23 protein-coding genes and 1 tRNA gene are annotated in these 16425 nt (G+C 38.3%); 19 read left to right on the forward strand and 5 right to left on the reverse strand.

Annotation, left to right across the window (positions count from 1 at the left end; all coding sequences use genetic code 11):
• The first annotated feature begins 35 nt into the window (after positions 1–35).
• From EUBHAL_RS04845 to EUBHAL_RS04860, 4 genes are all read left to right on the forward strand, one after another.
• Positions 36–308, forward strand: a complete 273-nt coding sequence (locus EUBHAL_RS04845) for a metal-sensing transcriptional repressor (RefSeq protein WP_022170526.1) — start codon at positions 36–38, stop codon at positions 306–308.
• A gap of 245 nt (positions 309–553) precedes the next feature.
• Positions 554–760 (forward strand): hypothetical protein, encoded by a 207-nt coding sequence (locus EUBHAL_RS04850; protein ID WP_005345651.1) that lies wholly within the window; start codon positions 554–556, stop codon positions 758–760.
• A gap of 34 nt (positions 761–794) precedes the next feature.
• Positions 795–1361, forward strand: a complete 567-nt coding sequence (locus EUBHAL_RS14700; RefSeq protein WP_022170527.1) for a TetR/AcrR family transcriptional regulator C-terminal domain-containing protein — start codon at positions 795–797, stop codon at positions 1359–1361.
• 233 nt (positions 1362–1594) lie between these two features.
• Complete coding sequence (locus EUBHAL_RS04860; protein ID WP_005345656.1) at positions 1595–2320, forward strand: MIP/aquaporin family protein; 726 nt, start codon at positions 1595–1597, stop codon at positions 2318–2320.
• A 234-nt stretch (positions 2321–2554) separates the two neighbouring features.
• Here the strand turns inward: EUBHAL_RS04860 and EUBHAL_RS04865 are convergent, their stop codons facing one another.
• Positions 2555–2908: a hypothetical protein gene (locus EUBHAL_RS04865; RefSeq protein ID WP_005345657.1), complete on the reverse strand. Its 354-nt coding sequence runs from the start codon at positions 2906–2908 to the stop codon at positions 2555–2557.
• A gap of 167 nt (positions 2909–3075) precedes the next feature.
• Between EUBHAL_RS04865 and EUBHAL_RS04870 the strand changes: the two genes are divergently transcribed.
• From EUBHAL_RS04870 to EUBHAL_RS04890, 6 genes are all read left to right on the forward strand, one after another.
• Positions 3076–3267 carry a hypothetical protein gene (locus tag EUBHAL_RS04870; RefSeq protein WP_005345659.1) on the forward strand — a complete coding sequence of 64 codons (192 nt, stop codon included), beginning with the start codon at positions 3076–3078 and terminating at the stop codon, positions 3265–3267.
• 65 nt (positions 3268–3332) lie between these two features.
• Positions 3333–3773 carry an RrF2 family transcriptional regulator gene (locus tag EUBHAL_RS04875; protein ID WP_022170528.1) on the forward strand — a complete coding sequence of 147 codons (441 nt, stop codon included), beginning with the start codon at positions 3333–3335 and terminating at the stop codon, positions 3771–3773.
• Between the two features lie 85 nt (positions 3774–3858).
• Positions 3859–4791, forward strand: a complete 933-nt coding sequence (locus EUBHAL_RS04880; protein WP_005345664.1) for a putative ABC transporter permease — start codon at positions 3859–3861, stop codon at positions 4789–4791.
• 132 nt (positions 4792–4923) lie between these two features.
• Positions 4924–5049, forward strand: a complete 126-nt coding sequence (locus tag EUBHAL_RS17190; protein ID WP_353963097.1) for a DUF6783 domain-containing protein — start codon at positions 4924–4926, stop codon at positions 5047–5049.
• Between the two features lie 16 nt (positions 5050–5065).
• A complete protein-coding gene (locus EUBHAL_RS04885) occupies positions 5066–5749 on the forward strand; it encodes a phosphatase PAP2 family protein (protein ID WP_022170529.1) in 684 nt (227 codons plus the stop codon).
• 70 nt (positions 5750–5819) lie between these two features.
• Positions 5820–6350 (forward strand): EutP/PduV family microcompartment system protein, encoded by a 531-nt coding sequence (locus EUBHAL_RS04890; protein ID WP_005345669.1) that lies wholly within the window; start codon positions 5820–5822, stop codon positions 6348–6350.
• A gap of 223 nt (positions 6351–6573) precedes the next feature.
• Here EUBHAL_RS04890 and EUBHAL_RS04895 read toward each other — a convergent pair whose 3' ends face one another.
• Positions 6574–7116, reverse strand: coding sequence for an NADH peroxidase (locus EUBHAL_RS04895; protein WP_005345674.1), 543 nt, complete (start codon positions 7114–7116; stop codon positions 6574–6576).
• Positions 7117–7411: 295 nt separating this feature from the next.
• Between EUBHAL_RS04895 and EUBHAL_RS04900 the strand changes: the two genes are divergently transcribed.
• Positions 7412–7484 (forward strand) — tRNA-Thr (locus EUBHAL_RS04900).
• Positions 7485–7549: 65 nt separating this feature from the next.
• On the opposite strand, the gene EUBHAL_RS04905 is transcribed toward EUBHAL_RS04900, so the two are convergent.
• The gene (locus EUBHAL_RS04905) at positions 7550–8032 is read right to left on the reverse strand and encodes a Fur family transcriptional regulator (RefSeq protein WP_005345676.1); all 483 of its coding nucleotides are present in this window, start codon (positions 8030–8032) and stop codon (positions 7550–7552) included.
• A gap of 273 nt (positions 8033–8305) precedes the next feature.
• Between EUBHAL_RS04905 and acpP the strand changes: the two genes are divergently transcribed.
• From acpP to recD2, 3 genes are all read left to right on the forward strand, one after another.
• On the forward strand, positions 8306–8539 hold the full coding sequence (acpP, locus tag EUBHAL_RS04910; protein WP_005345680.1) for an acyl carrier protein: 234 nt from the start codon (positions 8306–8308) through the stop codon (positions 8537–8539).
• Positions 8540–8836: 297 nt separating this feature from the next.
• Positions 8837–9820 carry a rod shape-determining protein gene (mreB, locus tag EUBHAL_RS04915; RefSeq protein ID WP_005345683.1) on the forward strand — a complete coding sequence of 328 codons (984 nt, stop codon included), beginning with the start codon at positions 8837–8839 and terminating at the stop codon, positions 9818–9820.
• Positions 9821–9830: 10 nt separating this feature from the next.
• On the forward strand, positions 9831–12041 hold the full coding sequence (gene recD2 / locus EUBHAL_RS04920) for an SF1B family DNA helicase RecD2 (protein WP_005345684.1): 2211 nt from the start codon (positions 9831–9833) through the stop codon (positions 12039–12041).
• Between the two features lie 46 nt (positions 12042–12087).
• Here recD2 and EUBHAL_RS04925 read toward each other — a convergent pair whose 3' ends face one another.
• Positions 12088–12921, reverse strand: coding sequence for a ComF family protein (locus EUBHAL_RS04925; RefSeq protein WP_005345686.1), 834 nt, complete (start codon positions 12919–12921; stop codon positions 12088–12090).
• Between the two features lie 91 nt (positions 12922–13012).
• Entirely contained in the window at positions 13013–13450 is a 438-nt protein-coding gene (locus EUBHAL_RS04930) for a dUTP diphosphatase (RefSeq protein ID WP_005345687.1), read from the reverse strand.
• A gap of 620 nt (positions 13451–14070) precedes the next feature.
• Between EUBHAL_RS04930 and rpmG the strand changes: the two genes are divergently transcribed.
• The 5 genes from rpmG (at position 14071) to rplA (ending at position 16242) form a co-directional block, all read left to right on the forward strand.
• Positions 14071–14220 (forward strand): 50S ribosomal protein L33, encoded by a 150-nt coding sequence (rpmG, locus tag EUBHAL_RS04935; protein ID WP_005345689.1) that lies wholly within the window; start codon positions 14071–14073, stop codon positions 14218–14220.
• Between the two features lie 27 nt (positions 14221–14247).
• A complete protein-coding gene (secE, locus tag EUBHAL_RS04940; RefSeq protein WP_005345690.1) occupies positions 14248–14445 on the forward strand; it encodes a preprotein translocase subunit SecE in 198 nt (65 codons plus the stop codon).
• 21 nt (positions 14446–14466) lie between these two features.
• Entirely contained in the window at positions 14467–14991 is a 525-nt protein-coding gene (gene nusG / locus EUBHAL_RS04945; RefSeq protein ID WP_005345691.1) for a transcription termination/antitermination protein NusG, read from the forward strand.
• Positions 14992–15060: 69 nt separating this feature from the next.
• Positions 15061–15486: a 50S ribosomal protein L11 gene (gene rplK / locus EUBHAL_RS04950; protein ID WP_005345699.1), complete on the forward strand. Its 426-nt coding sequence runs from the start codon at positions 15061–15063 to the stop codon at positions 15484–15486.
• Between the two features lie 66 nt (positions 15487–15552).
• On the forward strand, positions 15553–16242 hold the full coding sequence (rplA, locus tag EUBHAL_RS04955; RefSeq protein WP_005345722.1) for a 50S ribosomal protein L1: 690 nt from the start codon (positions 15553–15555) through the stop codon (positions 16240–16242).
• The last annotated feature ends 183 nt before the right edge of the window (positions 16243–16425 follow it).

Raw genomic sequence — 16425 nt, forward strand, 5'->3', positions numbered from 1 at the left:
ATAACAGCGAATAAGAATAATAGGGGGCTTCTTTTATGAGACAATGTATGGATATGGATAACTTACACAACAGATTAAAAAGAGTAGATGGACAGATTAAAGCGATTGACCGTATGATTGAGCAGGATGTTCCCTGTGAAGACATTATTATTCAGATTAATGCTGCCAAGACTGCCTTACATAAAATTGGCCAGGTTGTGTTAGAAGGACATCTGAATCACTGTGTGAAGGATGGAATTGAACACGGAGATGCAGAGAAGACAATCGCTGATTTTGCAAAGGCGCTAGAATATTTTTCAAGACTGTAATCGTTAAATGTTTTTCCAGTATAGTAATCGTATGTGAGCGTAAATGCATTTCCCCGATAAAATAAAATAAAATAAAGAAGAGGACATAGGATTTTTTAGAATTTTATGTCCTTTTTTGCTATGAAAAGTGCAAAACAAAATAGATAGAAGATGGATAATTTTATTGCTACAGAAATAAAATCCAATTATAATATATATCAAGGGGAGGTACAGCCGAACCATATGAGAAAATGTGAGGTATATATATGAGCAGAACAGACGAAGAAATCAAGAGATTTGAGACAAAGATGAAGTCTTGCACAACGATGACAGACTTGCTTGTAGCTATGTCATCCTGGCAGAGTTATGCACAGAGTCATAATCTTGAGCCAGAACAAAAAAGGACAGTAGATGAGGCGTACTTAAAAGCAGAGGAAGGGCTGATTACTGCTGTAAAACCAAGTTTATGGTAATAAATTTAACAGACGGCTAGTGGAGGGAGACAAAATGAACGGAACGAAAGGGAAAATGGCGGAGGCATTTAAAGAGCTTGTATGTAAGAAGTCTTTTCAGAAGATTACAATAAGCGACATCGCAAAAGAGAGCGCCATGACCAGAGAGAATTTTTATTACCATTTCCGGGATAAATATGATATTATGCACTGGATTTTTGAACAGCAGGTGGCCGCACAGCTTCCAGAGGATGAGGAGCCATTTGAAATGTGGTTTAATGCCTTGTTTTGTAATACCTGTGAAGATTACAAATATTACAGGAAGCTGATAAAAAGTCTTAGTGCGGAGGAGATACGGTCAGATTTATATCCTTTATTTGAAAGGAGGGTACGGCTGTTAGTTCAAGATTGTCTTGACGATTCTGTATGGAATCTCAGGAAAGAGAAAGAGGATTTCAGTACAGCATTTTTCACGGATGCTTTTCTTGGATTTTATATAAATTACATAAGAGATCATGAGGAAATAGACTATAATATGCTTCAGATTGGTCTGGAATTTCTCTTTGATAAATTTCTTTCAACCGTAAGAATTACGAAAGAGGAATCTAGCGAGCAAAAATAATAAAAATTAGATAAACTATATAAATTAAATATAGGAATGATTACTATAATAGTGCAAAATAACCCATGAAAATGGAATTGTATGGTAAAAAAATGAAAAAATATCGTAAGAAATATGACAGATTCTCACACAATTCTTACAATGTAAAAAGACAAATACCCCTATAAGTGTTATATTTAAATCAGCACTAGTGTACTTAATTGGAAACATTAATTGAATAGGAGGAATTAATAATGACTAACGTAATTATTGGTGAATTTGTCGGAACCATTTTACTTGTATTATTAGGTGATGGTGTTTGTGCCAACGTTACACTGAACAATTCTGGATTTAAGGCAGCAGGTCCTTTATTTATAGCTATTGGCTGGGGTCTTGCAGTAGCACTTCCAGCAGCAGCATTCAGTGGAATTTGTCCAGCATCTTATAACCCTGCACTTACAATCGCTCTGTTCGCAGACGGAACATTAGCAGCAGCAGATGGCTACACAATCGCAGTTATTATCGAAATGATTATCGCTGAGATGGCTGGTGGTTTCATTGGTGCAGTATTAGTATGGGTAGCATTTAAACCTCAGTTTGATGCATCTTCAGATTTAGGTGATAGCCTTAGAGGTGTATTTTGTACAGCTCCTGGCGTAAGAAATCTCCCTTACAACATTCTTCAGGAAGCAATCGCAACATTCTGGTTAGTATTCGCTATTAAAGCAGCTTGTGGCGCATTTGATCTTGGAACATTTGGTGTATTCTTAACAATCGTTTCTTGTGGTACTACATTTGGTGGTCTTACAGGATACGCTATGAACGCAGCCAGAGATACAGCTCCTCGTTTAGCATTTGCTATCTTACCTATTAAAGGTAAAGGAGATGCTGACTGGGCTTATGGTTTAACAGCTCCATTAATCGGACCTGTAATCGGTGCATTAGTAGCTGTAGCTGTTTACGCTGCATTACCATTATAGAATATAATAGTAATCTAATTTGCTACATAATATAACAAATTAAGAGACTATCGTTTTTACGATAGTCTCTTTTATTTTACTCAACAAACGGACGTCAACTGAAAGTGTCTAAGATTAAATCCTCAAACCTTTCCTCAACTGTTTTTGACTATTATTTGTAAACATCTTTTGATAATTTCTGACTAGGCAGAAGTTCAGGAGCATCAGCCTCTTGATGAATAAAAAGTGATTATTTTAAGCCAGATACTTAGCCAGAAATACCGCTACCACAAAAATAACCGTCAAAAACAACATCGTATTCATTGGAATATTCACACGGGGAAGTCCTCCCTGGTCAGGGCGGATTTCGAATTTGTTTCTATTTTCCCAGGCATCTTGCAAACGTTCTTCTCTCGTTTGGGTCTTCCAGCGTTCCATATTTTCTTTTCCTAACTCTTCAAAGAGAGCAGAGTCACTTTTAAGCCCAAGAGCAACTCTGTCACGAGGAGATAAGGTTTCATCTTTTCGAATATCATATCCACAATCAGGACATATTTTTTCATTAAATGGGTAAACTTTTCCGCACTTGCGGCATTTAATCGTAGTCATAAAAATACCACCCCTTCTTTTACATTATTAGAATTATAACACGCTTATTATAACTTGACAAGAACACAGAGAATAGCTTATCATATAAAGATAAAGTGGCTGTGACATCTTAGAGCGTGTATGAAAAAACATTCTAGTTTAAACAGTCAGAATCAGGAGGAAGAACAATGACAGTTGAGATGTGGATGGGGCTTGGAATTGTTGTCGCAATTATCGGCTTTATTATGTGGCGTGCAGGATTAAGTATGCAGGCAAAAAGAAACCGAAACGCAGGTATGGTTACTATGATAGCGTGGTTACTTCTCATGGTTGGAGTAATGACCGCATTTTCATTTTTCAGAGTAAAGTATTTAAGCTGATATTTAAGTTCCAACGTAAATAATTTAATAGTGAAAATTTAATAATAATGAGAGAGGAGAGCGTTATGAGAATTTCTACGAAAGGTAGATACGCTCTTCGTTTAATGCTTGATATTGCTATGAATGATGCAGAAGGAAAACCGGTGAGAGTGAAGGATATTGCCAAACGGCAGGAAGTGTCTGGGAAGTATCTGGAACAGATTGTTTCGGTGCTGACCAAGGCAGGATATTTAAGAAGTATTCGTGGCCCCCAGGGTGGATATCTTCTCACAAAGCGTCCGGATGAGTATACGGTAGGCATGATTCTTAGAATCACAGAGGGGAGTATGGAGCCGGTTCCTTGTCTGGAAGAGGGAAGCGAAGTTTGCGAGAGAATGGAAGAATGCATAACGATTCCTCTCTGGAGAAAACTGAGCGAGGCAATCAGCGGAGTGCTTGATCATACGACATTAGATGATTTGATTGAATGGCATTATGCGAAGAATGGTAATGATTATGTAATTTAAAAAGGCTTCTGAAATTGTAGGAGAATATGATTTCAGAAGCTATTTTTCTATTGGGTGGCATATTTATAGAGAAAGGAGAGAAGGAATGATAGGACAGTATACATTGCAGCAGTGGATTTTATATTTTTATGTATATTGCTTTTTAGGATGGATTTTCGAATCTTGTTATGTTTCTTTTAGGAAAAAAGAATGGGTAAACAGAGGCTTCCTTCATGGCCCTTTTCTCCCTATTTATGGCAGTGGGGCAGTCATGATGCTTTTTGTATCAGAGCCGTTTAAAAATAATCTGATTTTGACATATTTTGCCGGAGTAGTAGGAGCGACATTGCTGGAGCTTGTGACAGGGGCGGCGATGGAGGCATTATTAAAGGTGCGGTACTGGGATTATTCAAATCAGAAGTTTAATTATAAAGGATATATCTGTCTGTCCTCTTCGGTTGCCTGGGGATTTTTGACGATATTGATGAACGAAGTATTACATCCGGCAATCTTACACGTGCTTGCTGTTATACCAAAGATGGCAGATGGAGTCTTTGTGTGGATAGTAAGTGCAGGCCTTGCAGTCGATCTGTGCATTTCTGTACGTGATGCGATTAATCTTAGAAATATTCTTGTCGGAATGGAAAATGTACGAAGAGAAGTGGTTATACTTAGAAAGCGGGCAGACATAGTTATTGCAGTTCTTGATCAGGAGTGGAGAGAGTATGTAAAGAATCATCCGGCAGCAGAGCGTATGGATGAAATCAGTAAAGAAATCGAGATGCGTCTTGCTAAGATGAAAGAAATGGCAGAACTTCCGAAGCTTCCTGAACCTCAGAAGTTAGAAATGCTTGAAGTAAAAGAAAAAATCGGTAAGTTAAAAGAACGAGGCTTCATACTGAAAAGAAAAGGAACAGGCAGCGTCAGAACGCTTATTAAAGGTAATCCAACGATGGTATCTCCAAAATATGCAGAGTCTTTTAAACAGTTAAAGGGATATTTGAAAGAGTTTGAAGAAAAAAGAAAAGGAAAAGACTGACAATTTTTTTAAGATATTGTGAAGTCCTTGGAAAATGCATTGACTTATTAAAAAAGATGCGTTACATTTTTTAAATGATAAAAAGTGCTGAACAAGACAGCGGTCTGTATACTTTTGCTATGCTTGGCTTTGGTGTATATCGTTTTCATTCGTTTGACACAGCTATGCGTTTTTTATTCGAACGAAAGAGTCTGCGATTGTGACGCACATCTTGCAGAAAGCATTTTTCAAACACGCTCTAGAATAGTGATTGGGTAAAGAAAAAGGTGATGTTATGGCAGAAAGATTAAAAAAATATAGACATGGATTGCTCCTTTTGTACTTTCCATTTTATTTAGCAGCATTTGCATATTTAGAGAAGAAAGTACCGGATAAAGTACATATTATCAATTGTGCGATTGATCAGTATATTCCTTTTGTGGAAGTATTTATCATACCGTATCTCTTGTGGTTTGCCTACGTTGCGGTTGCAGGCATCTACTTTTTCTTTAAGGAAAAGGAATCTTTTTGTAAGTGGATGTATTTTGGAATGATTGGAATGACAATATTTATTATTGTGTCCTACTTATATCCGAATGGACTTGAATTAAGGCCGGAGACATTTACCAGAGATAATATTTTCGTACAATTAACGAAGATGATTTATTCCATGGATACCCCGACAAATGTGCTTCCAAGCATTCATGTATTTAATTCGATGGCAGTATATTTTGCAGTAAAGAACAGCCCAAAGCTTAAAAATAATAAAGCGGCGAGAACAGGAGCCTTTGTTATGACATCGTTAATTATCCTTTCAACAATGTTTTTAAAACAGCATTCTGTAGTGGATGTTCTTACTGCACTGATACTATCTTGTTTAAGTTATGACTTTATTTACAATGAAAGAACAGAAAAGATTCGGGACGGTTTAGAAGAACTAAAATTTCGCAGAAAACGCAAAGAATTTTCCAAATATTAACCTTTTCCTGCATAGTTCAATGTGATAGAATACATATAACAGAGAACAAAGCAGACGAGGAAGTGTAAAAATGCGAAAGATAATATTTATCGGAAGAAGTGAAGCTGGCAAGACAACCCTGACACAGGCAATGAAGGGGAAGAAGATTGTCTACCATAAAACACAATATATCAATCATTATGATGTCATTATTGATACGCCAGGTGAATATGCAGAGACGAAGGAATTAGCGGGTTCTCTGGCAGTATATAGTGCAGAGGCAGATGTAGTAGGACTTTTGATTAGTGCAACAGAACCATTTTCTCTGTATCCGCCTAATGTAACAGCCCAGGCCAATCGAGAAGTAGTAGGTATTGTTACAAAGTGTGACCATTGGGCAGGTAATCCAGAACAGGCAGCAGAATGGTTAAGACTCGCTGGCTGTAAGAAGATATTTATGACAAGTTCTTTTACTGGAGAGGGAATCGCAGATATCATTTCTTATCTGAAAGAAGAACATGAAACACTTCCGTGGGAAGAGGTAAAAGCACAGTATGATAATCTTGGCTACGGTGAGGGAGAATCTGATAAAAAAATGAATATCAATGGGGTGTTGATATAATTTTTGCGCCGACCGAAACGGAGTGCAGAATTGCAGAGATGTGCAGAAGAAGTATGTCATGCATTGCATGACGCGCATCTCGCAGCAAGAATGCCCGGTATTCTTGAACTTAATAGATTTTTTTAATAGTAAAAGCAAAAGAGAATGCTCCTACAAGTGATTGCAGGAGCATTCTCTTTTGCTTTTACTATTTATTTTACATATCTTATAGTTTGGATATATTTTAACCAAAGTATCTCTTAAGTAATCCTTCGAATGCTTTTCCGTGTCGAGCCTCATCTCGAGCCATCTCATGAACTGTATCATGGATTGCATCAAGGTCTAAAGCTTTAGCACGTTTAGCAAGGTCAAACTTACCAGCAGTAGCACCGTTCTCAGCTTCTACGCGAACTCTGAGGTTCTCTTCTGTGCTTGCGGAAACTACTTCACCAAGTAATTCAGCAAATTTAGCTGCATGTTCTGCCTCTTCATAAGCAGCTTTCTCCCAGTATAAACCGATTTCAGGATAACCTTCACGATGAGCAACACGAGCCATAGCAAGGTACATACCAACTTCACTACATTCTCCTTCAAAGTTTGCTCTTAAGTCAGCCTTGATATCTTCTGGAACATCACTTGCAACACCTACAACGTGCTCAGCAGCCCATGTCTTTTCCTCAGACTGTTCAATAAACTTAGAAGCAGGTGCCTTACAAAGTGGGCAGAATTCTGGAGCAGCTTCACCTTCATAAACATATCCACATACACTACATACAAACTTTTTCATAATAAATAATCTCCTTTTCTAAAATAAATGTCTGATAACTTTTAAGATGGCGTCTTAGCGGTTATCGAAAGCATATAAGTAACATTGCATAGTAATGAATACTTCTTATAAAATTTATTTGCAAGAAGTAATGATAATCATTACTGTTTTATAATAACCTAAGAAACGAAGTTTGTCAACAACTAAATGAAATTTTTTTTCAAGTTCTTTTATTCATGCAGCTTCGGTAAATCAGAAATTTTTTGTTGCTTTTTTTGTAAGAGTATAGTAAAATAATTAAGTCAGTTTTTGACAAGCTTCCTTGGCTCAGTTGGTAGAGCAACGCATTCGTAATGCGTAGGTCGCCGGTTCAAGTCCGGCAGGGAGCTTTTTTATTTTTATAAACAAAAATCGCTGCACGTAGCTTTCGCAAGCCATCGCGCAGCAATTTTGTTTAATCAGAATTCTTAGCACATTTAGCACAATAACCTCGGAAGGTTATTGTATAATCAGAGATAATTCCATCAAATCCCGCTCCGATTTCTTCCTGTGGATGAATCGATGGTTTAAAAGGAATATCCTGCAGGCAGCCGCAGGACTTACATTCAAAATGAGCATGAGGTTTTGTCTGTCCGTCAAAACGGTCAGCGTGGTTCTCACAGGTAATCTTCATAATTTTTCCAAGAGAAGTTAATAGTGAAAGATTACGATATACTGTTCCCAGGCTAATATTAGGAAAGCTTTCCCGCAGCTCCTGATAAATAATGTCGGCGGTAGGATGGTCATGATGACGCATCACACATTCTAATATGGCGTTTCGCTGGCGGCTGTTCTTCATTGGCGCACCCATTGGCAAATCCCCTTTCATAATTAAAATATTAATAAATAAAATAATAAATATAAAACATGCAATAACGATAAAAGTTACTATTTTCATAATAAAAGAAAATAGCAATGCTGTCAAGAGTTATTAAGAAAATAAGATTTTCAATAAGGAAAAAATATTGACAAAGAAATGTGGGAATAGTATGATACTAGAGTCAAAGGGTCACATTTTCATGATTAGATAGAATACAAGAAGAGAGTCTTGCCAAAACAGCAGGAAGTATTGTATTCGTGATAGTTATGTAAAGTGTCAAGACCTCGGATTTTTATTTTACATTAATTTTGAACATGAATAACACATTTTATAAAAAGGAGATTTTTTCTTATGTTAGAAAAGATGAAAGAGATTATTGCAGAACAGTTAGGCGTTGAAGAGGATGAGATTACACCGGATACTTCTTTTAAGGAAGATTTAGGAGCGGATTCTCTTGATTTATTTGAGCTGACTATGGCGTTAGAAGAAGAGTACGATACAGAGATTCCTGCAGAAGAACTTGAAGATATCGAAACAGTTGGAGATGTTATTGAGTATTTAAGAGAAAAAGGAATTGACGAATAGGCAGTAGATAACAAAAGAACTGACCCTGATAAGTAAGATTCTGATGAATAGGTATTGAGGAATGGCAGAGTCCTCAGTACCTTTTTTCACGTCAGAATAGTCGTAAATCTTACGAAAGTGCGTCATTCTCAGGTTAGTTATAAAAAACTATTGGAAATTTGAGAGGTTTCGTTTATAATGGTAACGAGTGTGTCAGTATTTGACATAGAGATACGATTTTGATATTGATTTTCAATTAAAGTTGGAATCAATATTTGGGATAAAAGTTGTGGAGTTTGTAAGGAAAGGAGATTCCTAATGGCTACGGATATTGGAATTGATTTAGGTACTGCGAGTATTTTGGTATATGTAAAGGGTAAGGGGGTCGTGTTAAAAGAGCCTTCAGTAGTTGCTTTTGATGTCGATACAAGAAAGATTAAGGCAATCGGTGAGGAAGCGCGTCTGATGATTGGACGTACACCTGGTAATATTGTAGCGGTTCGTCCTTTAAGACAGGGTGTAATCAGTGATTATTCTGTTACAGAGAAGATGCTGAAGTATTTTGTTCACAAGTCAGTGGGCAAGAGTTTATTTGGAAGAAAGCCAAGAATTTCTGTCTGTGTTCCAAGTGGAGTAACAGAAGTTGAGAAGAAGGCTGTAGAAGATGCTACTTACGCGGCAGGAGCAAGAGATGTAAAGATTATCGAGGAACCGGTAGCAGCAGCGATCGGTGCTGGTATTGATATTGCAAAACCATGTGGTAACATGATTGTTGATATCGGTGGCGGTACTTCTGATATTGCGGTTATTTCTCTGGGAGGTACAGTAGTAAGCACATCTATTAAGGTTGCTGGAGATGACTTTGATGAAGCGATTGTTCGTTATATGAGAAAGAAACATAATCTGTTAATTGGTGACCGTACAGCAGAAGATATCAAAATTCAGGTGGGAAGTGCATACACTCGTGCAGAAGAGTCTTCTATTGAAGTAAGAGGACGTAACTTAGTAACCGGCCTTCCTAAGACAGTTACGGTAACTTCTGAAGAGACAAGAGAGGCTCTTCGTGAAGCGACAGCACAGATTGTAGAGGCAGTTCACAGTGTATTAGAGAGAACTCCGCCAGAATTAGCAGCAGATATTTCTGATAGAGGAATTGTACTTACCGGTGGTGGAAGTATGTTACAGGGATTAGAGCAGTTAATTGAGGAAAAGACAGGAATTACAACAATGACAGCCGATGACCCAATGACAGCAGTTGCGATTGGTACAGGCCAGTACATTGAGTATCTTGGTACAAAGTAGGAGATTTTAAATGGCTCATCTGGAAGGATATGTTAGTCATATTCGCTTTCATAATGAGGAAAATGGATATACCGTAATGGAAATTGAAACGACCCACGGGGACGAAGTCCTCGTGGGAAATTTTCATTATATCAACGAAGGCGAGTATATTTGTGCGGAAGGCGAATATGTAGATCATCCGGCCCATGGTCCGCAGTATCGGATGACATCTTATACTGTAAAGGAGCCGGAAGATAAAGCGGCAATGGAACGCTATCTTGCATCTGGTGCTATTAAGGGAATGGGCCCGGCATTGGCGGCAAGAGTAATCAAAAAGTTTAAAGGTAATACCTTTGACATTATAGAGAGTGAGCCGGAACGTCTGGCAGAAGTGAAGGGGATTTCTCTGAAAAAAGCGATGGATATTGCGGTACAGTTTCAGGAAAAACAGGAGATGCGCCATGCGATGATGTTCCTGTCAGAGTATGGGATTACCAGCCGCTTTGCTGTCCGTATTTTTGAAGAATACGGGAATAAAATGTATGATATTTTGAAGACGAATCCATATAAGCTGGCAGAAGATATTACAGGAATCGGATTTCGTGCGGCGGATGCAATCGCGGCAAAGGCAGGAATTGCCCCTGATTCTGATTTTCGTGTCTGTGCGGCAATTTTGTATTCTTTGCAACAGGCGGCACTTTCCGGTCATGTTTATCTGCCAAAGGATGTATTATGCCGGAGCGCGGGACAGCTTCTTTCAATGGCTCCAGAGTTTATAGAGGATCATTTGATGGAATTGGTTCTTGATAAAAAGCTGATGATTCGTACAATAGGGGAGGAAGAACATGTGTATTTAAGTTCCTATTATTTTATGGAATTGAATACATCCCGTATGCTTCTGAATCTTGACTTACATTTCCCGATGGAAAAAGGGAAATATGGACGACGAATCAGCGAATTAGAGGAATCAATGGATTTTCAGCTTGATTTGTTACAAAAACAGGCTGTGGAAGAGGCCCTTACCAAAGGTGTAGTAGTTGTTACCGGCGGTCCTGGTACAGGAAAGACAACAACCATTAATCTTATGATACGCTGCTTTGAGATGGAGAAGATGGATATTGTTCTGGCGGCCCCTACAGGAAGGGCAGCAAAGCGGATGACGGAAGCGACCGGCTATGAAGCGAAAACGATCCATCGTCTTTTAGAAGTATCTGGTGGTATTGAAGATGGGGACAGTTCTCATTTTGAAAAGAATGAGGATAATCCGATAGAAGCCGATGCGGTCATTCTTGATGAGATGTCTATGGTAGATATTCATCTGATGTATTCACTTTTGAAGGCTATTGTTCCAGGAACAAGACTCATTCTTGTAGGTGATTCCAATCAGCTTCCTAGTGTTGGTCCGGGAAATGTGTTAAAAGATATCATTGATTCTAAGGCATTCAGTGTAGTTCGTCTTTCTAAAATATATCGTCAGGCAGAGAGCAGCCATATCGTTCTTAATGCACATAAAATTAATGCAGGCGAGCTTATAACACTGGACAACAAAAATAAAGACTTCTTTTTCTTTGAGAAGAAAGATGTCCGCTCGGTAATGGGGGCATTGGTATACCTTGTGAAAACAAGACTTCCAGAGTATATTGGGGCATCTCCATTTGAAATACAGGTACTTACTCCGATGCGAAAGGGAGAACTTGGAGTAGAACATTTAAATGAAGTTCTTCAATACTATTTAAATCCTGCTTCTGAATCTAAAAAAGAAAAAGAAGGTCGTACCGGTGTTTTCCGTGAAGGCGATAAAGTAATGCAGGTAAAGAACAATTACAAGCTTGAATGGAAAATCACAAACGCAAAGGGCTTCTCCATCGAAGAGGGACTGGGTGTTTTCAATGGAGATATGGGTATCATTAAGCAGATTAATACATATTCTGAACGCATTACGGTTGTTTTTGATGAGAATAGAGAGGCAGAATACCCATTCTCAAGTTTAGATGAATTAGAACTTGCCTATGCGATTACAATTCATAAATCGCAGGGAAGCGAGTATCCCGCTGTGGTTCTTCCACTTCTTAGCGGTCCGCCGATTCTGTGTAACAGGAATCTGCTCTATACTGCAATTACAAGAGCGCAGAAATGTGTTGCGATTGCAGGCAGGCAGTCTATGGTAGAGCAGATGATTCATAATGAGACGGAGCAGAAGCGGTATTCAGGTTTGAATGATTGTCTTAAAGAGGGCCTGTAACTTAAAGAAATATCATAATTGTGCTGGCTCTGGGCATTCTAATGAGTTAATCTCTGGCAATTCCAATGCAGATAGATAAAATATAAACTTCAGAAATACCGGCTTCTAAAAGGATGCGGGTGCAGGCTTCCATTGTTGCTCCGCTGGTATAAATATCATCAACAAGTAATACAGAAAAGGGAGTACTTTGAGAGAGAAGTTTATCATAATGTGAATTAAAGCAGAATGCTTTCTTTAGATTATTGAGACGAGCCTGTGGATTGAACTGTTTTTGTGGAAGTGTATTTACAGAGCGAATCAGCATGTCAGGATAATGAGGGAGGTTAAGAGTCAGAGCCAGCCTGCTGCTGAGCAGAGCGGCCTGATTATAACCTCTCTTTTTATATTTATTTTTGTGAATAGGAACAGGGATAACCGCATCAGCACCTAAATCTCTTAGTTGTGAAAGTCGGTACCTGCAAAGTTCCTGACAGAAAAAGTCTGCAAGTCCCCGCCTGTTCTGATACTTAAAAGCACTCATGATAGGACGAGTCTTCTTATTATAAAGAAAAAGAGAAAGTCCTCTTTGAAAACTCTTTGGGAAGGCACGGCAGTCATAGCAGTATTCTTGTGTGTGGGAGGATACAGGCTTTCCGCAGCGCATACATACAGGGGAGTGTATCAGAGGGAGTTCTCTGTGGCATTCCTCATGGATAAAACTTCCGTAAGGAAGAAGTTTGTCGCAAAGCGGGCAGTGCCTCGGAAAAAGAAAGGGAAGAAGCTGCCTGATTATCCATAAAATAGCCTGTTCCTGTGTATTATGAAGTGTAGTGAGAAACTTTTTTATCTTTGGTGAGAAATCAAAACGAAAAAATAGTTTCTTCATGAGTGATCCTTTCATTTTAGATAAATATAAGAAAAGTGCTGCTATCTTTCAATAATGAGAGGGAAAATTTTAAGTTTAATAAATAATCAATGATTTTAAAGAATTGTTAAGCTCTGCCGGTACTTCCAAAACCGCCGCGGTCTGTACCGTTTAAAGTATTACATTCTTCAAATGAGATAACTGGCTGGTGTTCCATAATACGGAACTGGCATATACGGTCATTCACATGAATCTCTGTATCACGAATAGCTAAAACAGGCATAAACCACTGGTCATTATCTCCACAATAAGACTCATCAATAACACCCATATGATTTGTCTGTATAACTCCAAAATTCTTAAAAGTAGAGCTTCTTGGCACAACATGAGCTTCATAGCCCTGTGGAAGTTCCATAGCAATCCCTAAAGGAATAAGAGCAAATTCGCCTTTCTTTAAAGAAACATCTTCAGCAGCGCGAAGGTCAATCCAATCGGACTTGCCATCAATATAGGTGAGTTTCTCAATCTTGTCTGTAAAATATTTAATACGAATTGTCTGTTTCATAAATGAATCCTTCTTTCTTTATAATGATTACTACTAAGATAGTAGTTATAATATCTGTAAGTTTTGGGGCTTAACAACATCATGCACGAACGCTTGTTTTTTTGATTTCTTTTTTAAAGATTTTTAATACATCGGCCGTTTAACAACATCATACACGAACATTCGTTTCTTGTCAATAACAAAATTTCCATAAATTGGTTGAAAAATAAGCGGGAAATTGTCTGAAAATAGAATAAAAAAGAATCTGTTAATAGATTTGTTTATATCTTAAAGGTTGTCAAGATTTTGTCCACATTTTGAGCGGGAAAAGTAAAATGGCAAAAATAGCATGAATATTTGCTTTTCTGGTATGAAGATGAGTTTTATCCACTTTATCCACAACAAGGTGTGGATTTTGTGGATAACTTATGCACATTGCAGAAAATATAAAAAAGTTATAAATGTTCTGAGCATATTGAGCAGATATGGAAAAGACTTTTTCGGGATTTTATGCAGAAAAAGGATTGACGAAGTTAAATCGGTATGATATATTAATGTGGCGATGGAATAGGTCTTTTTTTATGCCTAAAATCGGTTTATGAGAATAAACCCTACGTTTAACAAAATTGGAGGTGGAAGTTGTGCGCGTGAGAATCACATTGGCATGTACAGAATGTAAACAGCGTAACTACAATACTACAAAGGAAAAGAAAAATCATCCTGAAAGATTAGAAACCAGAAAGTATTGCAGATTCTGTAGAAAGCATACTGTTCATAAAGAAACAAAATAGTCGGACCGGTTTTTAAGGAGTGATAAGATGAGCGACGAAGCAAAGAAAACAGAAAAAACAAGCTGGTTTCAGGGCCTTAAAGCCGAATTTAAAAATATCAGCTGGCCTGACAGAAAAACGCTTATCAGAGAGACAATTACAGTAACGGTTGTATCCGTTGTCCTGGGTGTCATTATTGCTACCCTGGATATGGTTCTCCAGTATGGAATTAATTTTCTGGTCTAGTATAAAGGTAAAGGTGAATATATGTCAGAATTAAACTGGTATGTGGTCCATACTTACTCAGGCTACGAGAACAAGGTGAAGGCTAATATTGAAAAAACAATTGAAAACAGAAAGCTTCAGGATCAGATATTTGAAGTAAGAGTCCCTCTTCAGGACGTAGTCGAGATGAAGGGTGGAGTCAAAAAGAACGTATCTAAGAAAATGTTCCCTGGCTATGTGTTAGTTAACATGGTCATGAACGACGATACATGGTATGTTGTTCGTAACACCAGAGGTGTAACAGGCTTTGTTGGTCCAGGGTCAGACCCAGTACCACTTTCCGAGGCAGAGATGAGAAATCTTGGTATTGTTGCCCAGAGCGACAATGAAGTAGAGATTGACATCGAGATTGGTGACTTAGTAGAAGTAACATCCGGTGCCTGGGAAGGAAGAGTAAGCACTGTAACGGCAATTAACATGAATAAACAGACTGTTACCATCGAAGTAGATATGTTTGGTCGTGAAACATCTGTAGAAATTGGATTTTTAGATGTTAAGAAGTTATAAGATACTCCGTAAGGAGCAGAAAAGTGGGAGGGACATTCCCGCAATTACCACAATAGGAGGTTAGCTATCATGGCAAAGAAAGTCACAGGTTATATTAAATTACAGATTCCAGCAGGAAAGGCAACTCCAGCACCACCTGTAGGTCCTGCTTTAGGTCAGCATGGTGTGAATATTGTCCAGTTTACAAAGGAATTCAACGCTAGAACAGCAGATAAAGGCGATTTGATCATTCCTGTAGTTATTACAGTATACCAGGACAGAACATTCAGTTTTATTACTAAAACACCACCAGCAGCAGTATTATTAAAGAAATACTGTAACATCAAATCCGGATCAGGTGTTCCTAACAAAACAAAAGTTGCTTCAATTTCTAAAGATAAAGTAAAAGAAATTGCAGAGATGAAGATGCCTGATTTAAACGCAGCGAGCATCGAAGCAGCAATGAGCATGATCGCTGGTACTGCCAGAAGCATGGGCATTACTGTAGAAGATTAATCGGATTGATTAGATACAACGAAGTGGGAGGGTCGCTCCCGATAATACCACAGGAGGTTATTTAGAATGAAAAGAGGAAAAAGATATCAGGAAGCTGCAAAGCTCAGAGATAAAACTAACTTATACGACGCACCGGAAGCAGTAGCCATCGTAAAAAAAGCTGCCAGTGCAAAATTTGATGAAACTATCGAAGCTCATTTCAAAATGGGTCTTGACGGACGTCATGCTGATCAGCAGATTCGTGGAGCAGTAGTTTTACCTAATGGTACAGGTAAAAAAGTACGTGTTCTCGTATTCGCTAAGGGTGACAAAGCTGAAGAAGCTGTAGCAGCAGGAGCAGAATTCGTAGGAGCTGAGGAACTTATTCCAAAGATTCAGAACGAAGGATGGTTCGATTTCGATAAAGTTGTTGCAACACCTAACATGATGAGCGTTGTTGGTCGTCTTGGTCGTGTACTTGGACCAAAAGGTTTAATGCCTAACCCTAAGGCTGGAACAGTAACAATGGACGTTGCTAAAGCTGTTCAGGACTTAAAAGCTGGTAAGATCGAGTACAGACTTGATAAAACAAACATCATTCACGTGCCAATCGGAAAAGCTTCTTTCACAGAGGAGCAGTTAAACGAAAACTTCCAGACATTAATAGATGCCATCATTAAGGCAAAACCAGCTGCAGCTAAGGGACAGTACATTAGAAGTGCTACACTTACTTCTACAATGGGTCCTGGCGTTAAGCTGAATCCAGCTCGTTTCTAATTTACTAAATAGTAATTGGGCTAAACAAACGAAACAAAAAGCACCATAGTATTCTATCTGTGATTTTAATCACAGATAGAATACTATGGTGCTTTTTGTTTTCTATTTTCCCATCCCCTCTATTCCCAGTCATTCTCGAGTAAGTAGAAGACTCGGCATCTCGTTCCTAAATCCTTCCACTTT

Origin of the sequence: Anaerobutyricum hallii DSM 3353 (assembly GCF_000173975.1) — a bacterium.
GTDB lineage: Bacteria > Bacillota > Clostridia > Lachnospirales > Lachnospiraceae > Anaerobutyricum > Anaerobutyricum hallii.

Coding starts and splice junctions, on each gene's coding strand:
- EUBHAL_RS04845 (WP_022170526.1), top strand. CDS start 36: ATGAGACAATGTATGGATATGGATAACTTACACAACAGATTAAAAAGA.
- EUBHAL_RS04850 (WP_005345651.1), top strand. CDS start 554: ATGAGCAGAACAGACGAAGAAATCAAGAGATTTGAGACAAAGATGAAG.
- EUBHAL_RS14700 (WP_022170527.1), top strand. CDS start 795: ATGAACGGAACGAAAGGGAAAATGGCGGAGGCATTTAAAGAGCTTGTA.
- EUBHAL_RS04860 (WP_005345656.1), top strand. CDS start 1,595: ATGACTAACGTAATTATTGGTGAATTTGTCGGAACCATTTTACTTGTA.
- EUBHAL_RS04865 (WP_005345657.1), bottom strand. CDS start 2,908: ATGACTACGATTAAATGCCGCAAGTGCGGAAAAGTTTACCCATTTAAT.
- EUBHAL_RS04870 (WP_005345659.1), top strand. CDS start 3,076: ATGACAGTTGAGATGTGGATGGGGCTTGGAATTGTTGTCGCAATTATC.
- EUBHAL_RS04875 (WP_022170528.1), top strand. CDS start 3,333: ATGAGAATTTCTACGAAAGGTAGATACGCTCTTCGTTTAATGCTTGAT.
- EUBHAL_RS04880 (WP_005345664.1), top strand. CDS start 3,859: ATGATAGGACAGTATACATTGCAGCAGTGGATTTTATATTTTTATGTA.
- EUBHAL_RS04885 (WP_022170529.1), top strand. CDS start 5,066: ATGGCAGAAAGATTAAAAAAATATAGACATGGATTGCTCCTTTTGTAC.
- EUBHAL_RS04890 (WP_005345669.1), top strand. CDS start 5,820: ATGCGAAAGATAATATTTATCGGAAGAAGTGAAGCTGGCAAGACAACC.
- EUBHAL_RS04895 (WP_005345674.1), bottom strand. CDS start 7,116: ATGAAAAAGTTTGTATGTAGTGTATGTGGATATGTTTATGAAGGTGAA.
- EUBHAL_RS04905 (WP_005345676.1), bottom strand. CDS start 8,032: ATGAAAATAGTAACTTTTATCGTTATTGCATGTTTTATATTTATTATT.
- acpP (WP_005345680.1), top strand. CDS start 8,306: ATGTTAGAAAAGATGAAAGAGATTATTGCAGAACAGTTAGGCGTTGAA.
- mreB (WP_005345683.1), top strand. CDS start 8,837: ATGGCTACGGATATTGGAATTGATTTAGGTACTGCGAGTATTTTGGTA.
- recD2 (WP_005345684.1), top strand. CDS start 9,831: ATGGCTCATCTGGAAGGATATGTTAGTCATATTCGCTTTCATAATGAG.
- EUBHAL_RS04925 (WP_005345686.1), bottom strand. CDS start 12,921: ATGAAAGGATCACTCATGAAGAAACTATTTTTTCGTTTTGATTTCTCA.
- EUBHAL_RS04930 (WP_005345687.1), bottom strand. CDS start 13,450: ATGAAACAGACAATTCGTATTAAATATTTTACAGACAAGATTGAGAAA.
- secE (WP_005345690.1), top strand. CDS start 14,248: ATGAGCGACGAAGCAAAGAAAACAGAAAAAACAAGCTGGTTTCAGGGC.
- nusG (WP_005345691.1), top strand. CDS start 14,467: ATGTCAGAATTAAACTGGTATGTGGTCCATACTTACTCAGGCTACGAG.
- rplK (WP_005345699.1), top strand. CDS start 15,061: ATGGCAAAGAAAGTCACAGGTTATATTAAATTACAGATTCCAGCAGGA.
- rplA (WP_005345722.1), top strand. CDS start 15,553: ATGAAAAGAGGAAAAAGATATCAGGAAGCTGCAAAGCTCAGAGATAAA.